Genomic DNA, 4,731 nt, shown 5'->3' with positions numbered 1-4,731 from the left:
GCGCGCCAGCCACATCGGCCACCGCCTCGAAGGTCGGATCGGCCACCACCACGCCGGCGCGCGGCGTGGTGAAGGCGCGCGCGGCGCGGGCGAGCGGCTCGCTGGAACCGGGATACACCGCCACGTGGTCGGCCGGCAGGCGCTGCTGGCCGACGAAGGCGGCGATCAGCTCGTCCGACAGCTCGAACAGATAGCGCCCGCTGCGCGGCAGGATCGCCTGGGCCGCCGCCAGCGCCGCGGGTGAGGGGCCCAGCGGGCATTCGTTGAAGTTCAGGTACACCGTGCCGGTTGCTGGCACTACGCCAGGTGTTGCCGCCGCAGTGTCGGCGGCCTTGCGCCGCGCCGCCTCGGCGACGGGCGCCAGGCCCACGGCGCCCAGCGCCAAACCGGAGGTAGCCAGGGACAGGAAGAAACGGCGCGAGACCGGTAGCGACACGTGGCTCTCCAGAGCGGGCGGGGGAGGTCACGTTAACGAGGTGTTAATGGCGGGGCAAGGGAGTGAGGGGCCGGGATTAGGGATTTCGGATTTCGGGAGTGGCTTGAGGCTGGGATTGGGGATTGGGGATTGGGCATTGGGGATTGGCAAAAGCCGGGTGGTGAGGTCGATGGCGCTGCGCGCTCCGTACCCTTCACCCCAACCCCTCTCCCGGTGGGAGAGGGGCTTTGGCCTCTCCCTTCTCCCATCGGGACCATGGCCCCCTTCTTGGGAGAAGGTGCCCCGCAGGGGCGGATGAGGGTACGACCGCCGCCGACGCGAGAAGTCCGAGCTTGGGCTCTTGCGAATCCCCACTCCCAACTCGCCAATTTCAGCCGTCAAGCCAATCCCCAATCCCGACTCCCCAATCCCAGCCTTCAAGCTACTATCGCCCCCCTCTCCGTTACCCCCATTTCCGCTGCGCATGACCGCAATTTCCGATCCCCAGCAGCGTGTCGCCGAGTTGCGTCAGCGCATCGACGACGCCAACCATCGCTACTACGTGCTCGACGACGCGTCGATTCCCGATGCCGAGTACGACGCGCTGATGCGCGAGTTGGAGGCGCTGGAAGCCGCGCACCCGGAGCTGGCCAGCGCGGATTCGCCCACGCGCAAGGTCGGTGCGCGGCCGGACGGCGGCTTTCCCGAGGTGCGCCACGCGATCCCGATGCTCTCGCTCGCCAATGCCTTCGAAACCCCGGGCGTGGCCGAGGACGCCGACGACCGCACGCGCTTCGCCGAGGTCGCCGATTTCGAGCGCCGCATCGAGCGCGAACTCGAACTGGCCGCCCCGGTATTCTCGGTGGAACCGAAGCTCGATGGCCTGGCGATCAGCCTGCGCTACGAGGATGGCGTGTTTGTGCAGGGCGCCACCCGCGGCGACGGCAGCACCGGCGAGGACGTCACCGCCAACCTGCGCCAGGTGCGTTCGGTGCCGCTGAAGCTGCGCGACCTCGGCGTGCCGCCGCCGGCGGTGCTGGAAGTGCGCGGCGAGATCTACATGCCGCGCGCCGCCTTCGCCGCATGGAACGCGCAGGCGCTGGAGCGCAACGAAAAGCTGCTGGCCAACCCGCGCAACGGCGCCGCCGGCTCGCTACGCCAGCTCGATCCGGCGGTGACCCGGCGCCGGCCGCTGGCGTTCTTCGCCTACTCGGTGGGCGAGGTGCGCGGCCTGGAACTGCCCGAAACCCACTCGCAGACCCTGCAACTGCTGCGCGACTACGGCTTCCCGGTCGCCCCGGAGGCGGACACCGCCACCGGCTTCGACGGCCTGATCGCCTATTTCCGCCGCATCGGCGCCGCTCGCGACAGCCTGCCTTACGACATCGACGGCGTGGTCTACAAGCTCGACGATTACGACCAGCAGGAGGCGATGGGCTTCGTCTCGCGCGCGCCGCGCTGGGCGCTGGCGCACAAGTTCCCGGCGCAGGAACAGTCCACCGTGCTGCGCGCGATCGAGGTGCAGATCGGCCGCACCGGTGCGGTCACCCCGGTGGCGCGGCTGGAGCCGGTGCAGGTCGCTGGCGTTACGGTTACCAACGCGACGTTGCACAACGCCGACCAGATCGCGCGGCTGGACGTGCGCGAAGGCGACACCGTGATCGTGCGCCGCGCCGGCGACGTGATCCCGGAAGTGGTGCGGGTGATCGAGGAACGGCGTCCGCCGGGCACCGCGCCGTGGACGATGCCGGCGACCTGCCCGGTGTGTGGCTCCGAGCTGGTCAAGGAAGAGGACGCGGTGGCTTGGCGTTGCAGCGGCGGCCTGGCCTGTGCGGCGCAGCGCAAGGAGGCCGTGCGGCACTTCGCCTCGCGCCGCGCCATGGACATTGAAGGCCTGGGCGAGCGCCAGGCCGATGCCCTGGTCGAGTTCGGCTTCGTGCAGTCGCTGGCCGACCTGTACGCATTGAGCGTGGAGGACCTGGTTCGGATGAAGGCTGCGCTGGACGCGGCTACTGCCGCCGACCTGCTGCAGGCGGTGGAGGACAGCAAGGGCGCGCTGGCGCTGGACGCGGCCGGCCGCGCCGCGTTGGAAGACGAGGCCGCCCAGTGGCGGCACGCCGACTTCCTGCGCGCGCACCTGACAGTGGACCTGGGGGGCAAGCTCGCGACCAAGTGGGCCGAGAACCTGGTCGCCGGCATCGAGGCCAGCCGCGACACCACGCTGTCGCGTTTCCTGTTCGCTCTGGGCATTCCGCACCTGGGCGAAACCACGGCCAAGGCGATGGCCTACTGGCTAGGGTCGCTGCGATTTGTGCGCAGCACCCCCGCGGTGCTGCTGCAGGCCTTGCCGGACATCGGCGGCGAGGTGGCGCGTTCTATCGCGACCTTTTTTGAGCAGCCCGGCAATATGAATGTGGTCAATCAGTTAATCCTGCTAGGTGTTGACTTCTCCGACGAGGGCACGCCGCCGGCGGAACTGCGCGAGCGTCTGGATCTGGCGCATCTGCTGGGCACGCTGCCGGTGGACAAGCTCGGCGGCAAGAGCGCGCAGCGCCTGGCCGCCACCTACGGCACGTTGCACGCGTTGTTGGGCGCCAACGAAAGCGGCTGGACCGGGGCGGGGCTGTCCACGGCCGGCGCCGCCAACCTGGCTGCTTACCTGGCCGATCCGGCACAGAAGCAGGCGCTGTTGGATGCCGAGGCGGCGATGCAACGCCTGCTCGATGCCGCGCCGGCGCAGACGCAGCGTCGCGCCGGCCCGCTGGATGGGCAGACCGTGGTGCTGACCGGCACCCTGACCGCGCTGACCCGCGACGAGGCCAAGGCGCAACTTGAGGCGCTGGGTGCCAAGGTCGCCGGCAGCGTCTCGAAGAAGACCGCGTTCGTGGTCGCCGGCGAGGCTGCCGGTTCCAAGCTCGACAAGGCGCAGGAGCTGGGCGTGGCGGTGTGGGACGAGGCGCAGTTGCTGGCGTTCCTGCAATCGCAGGAGCAGGGCGCATGAGTGCGCCCGGCACGCTGCAGGGCGCACTGCGCTGGCGCACCGCCGGCGTGGCCGACCAGCCGGCCCTGCTGGCGATGCTGCAGGCGTTCTACGCCGAGGACGGTATCGCGTTCGACGCCGAGCGGGTGGCGCGCGGCCTGCAGGCGCTGCTCACGCAGCCGACACTGGGCGAGGCGCTGCTGTGGCTGGCGCCGGACGGCGCGGTGGTCGGCTATGCGCTGATCACCGCCTGTTTCAGCGTCGAACTGGGCGGGCGCTATCTGCTGCTCGACGAGTTGTATCTGGGCCCGGCCGCGCGCGGTCGCGGCTGGGGCCGGCAAGCGGTGGCGCTGGTCGAGGTGCGCGCCCGCGCGCTGGGCGCGGACGTGCTGCGGATGGAGGTCAACCATCACAACGCCGCCGCCAAGCGCCTGTACCTGGGCCTGGGCTATCGCGACGACGCCCGCGACCAACTGAGCCGCCGGCTCGACACGGCGCAGTGATGGACCTGCTGTCCGTCCTGCAATTGCGCGCCCGGCTCAATGCCGCCATCCGCGGCTTCTTCGCCGCGCGCGGCGTGCTGGAAGTGGAAACGCCGATGCTGTCGGCGGCCGGCAACACCGAGCCGAACATCGACAGCTTCCAGACCCGTTTCAGCGGCCACGTCGACGCCGGTCCGGCGCTGCGCTGGCTGCGCACCTCGCCCGAGTACCCGCTGAAGCGGCTGCTCGCCGCCGGCATCGGCGACTGCTACGAACTGGGGCGGGTGTTCCGCAACGGCGAGGCCGGCGGCCGCCACAATCCCGAGTTCACCATGCTCGAGTGGTACCGGGTCGGCTGGGATCACCGGCAACTGATCGAGGAAACCGTGGAGCTGGTCCGCACGGCGCTGGCCCTGGTCGGGCGCAGCGCCACGCTGCAGGTACTCAGCTATCGCGAGTTGTTCCTGCAGGGGCTGGGCCTGGATCCATTCGCTGCGCCGTTGGAGGCGCTGCAGCAGCCGCTACGCGAGATCCGCATCGATGCCGACGGCCTGGGCCGCGACGACTGGCTGGACCTGCTGATGACCCACCGCCTGCAGCCGGCGTTCCCGGCCGACCGCCTCACCGTGGTCCACGACTGGCCGGCCAGCCAGTGCGCGCTGGCGCGCGTGCGCGACGGCGACCCGCCGGTGGCCGAGCGCTTCGAGCTGTACCTGGGCGGCTACGAACTGGCCAACGGCTACCACGAGCTCAACGATGCCGCCGAGCAGCGCCGGCGTTTCCTGCGCGACCACGCGCTGCGTCAGGCGCGCGGCGCGGTGCTGCCGCCGCTGGACGAGCGGCTGCTGCAGGCG

At 70.5% G+C, this 4,731-nt stretch carries 3 protein-coding genes and 1 pseudogene; 3 read left to right on the top strand and 1 reads right to left on the bottom strand.

Annotated features, from left to right (window positions below; translation table 11 throughout):
- Positions 1-436: pseudogene (locus D183_RS0117985) on the bottom strand (pyridoxal phosphate-dependent aminotransferase); the annotation flags it as partial.
- A 463-nt stretch (positions 437-899) separates the two neighbouring features.
- Between D183_RS0117985 and ligA the strand changes: the two are divergent.
- From ligA to epmA, 3 genes are all read left to right on the top strand, one after another.
- Positions 900-3,416 (top strand): NAD-dependent DNA ligase LigA, encoded by a 2,517-nt coding sequence (gene ligA / locus D183_RS0117980; protein WP_017910221.1) that lies wholly within the window; start codon positions 900-902, stop codon positions 3,414-3,416.
- Positions 3,413-3,898 (top strand): GNAT family N-acetyltransferase, encoded by a 486-nt coding sequence (locus D183_RS0117975; protein ID WP_017910220.1) that lies wholly within the window; start codon positions 3,413-3,415, stop codon positions 3,896-3,898. Before ligA ends, D183_RS0117975 begins: the two co-directional genes overlap by 4 nt.
- Positions 3,898-4,731, top strand: an 834-nt coding sequence (epmA, locus tag D183_RS0117970; protein WP_017910219.1) for an EF-P lysine aminoacylase EpmA, incomplete at its 3' end; no start/stop codon positions are given. The genes D183_RS0117975 and epmA, both read left to right, overlap by 1 nt.

Source organism: Xanthomonas sp. SHU 199, assembly GCF_000364665.1.
GTDB classification, from domain to species: domain Bacteria; phylum Pseudomonadota; class Gammaproteobacteria; order Xanthomonadales; family Xanthomonadaceae; genus Xanthomonas_A; species Xanthomonas_A sontii.
This window is presented reverse-complemented; position numbering and strand designations above follow the sequence as displayed.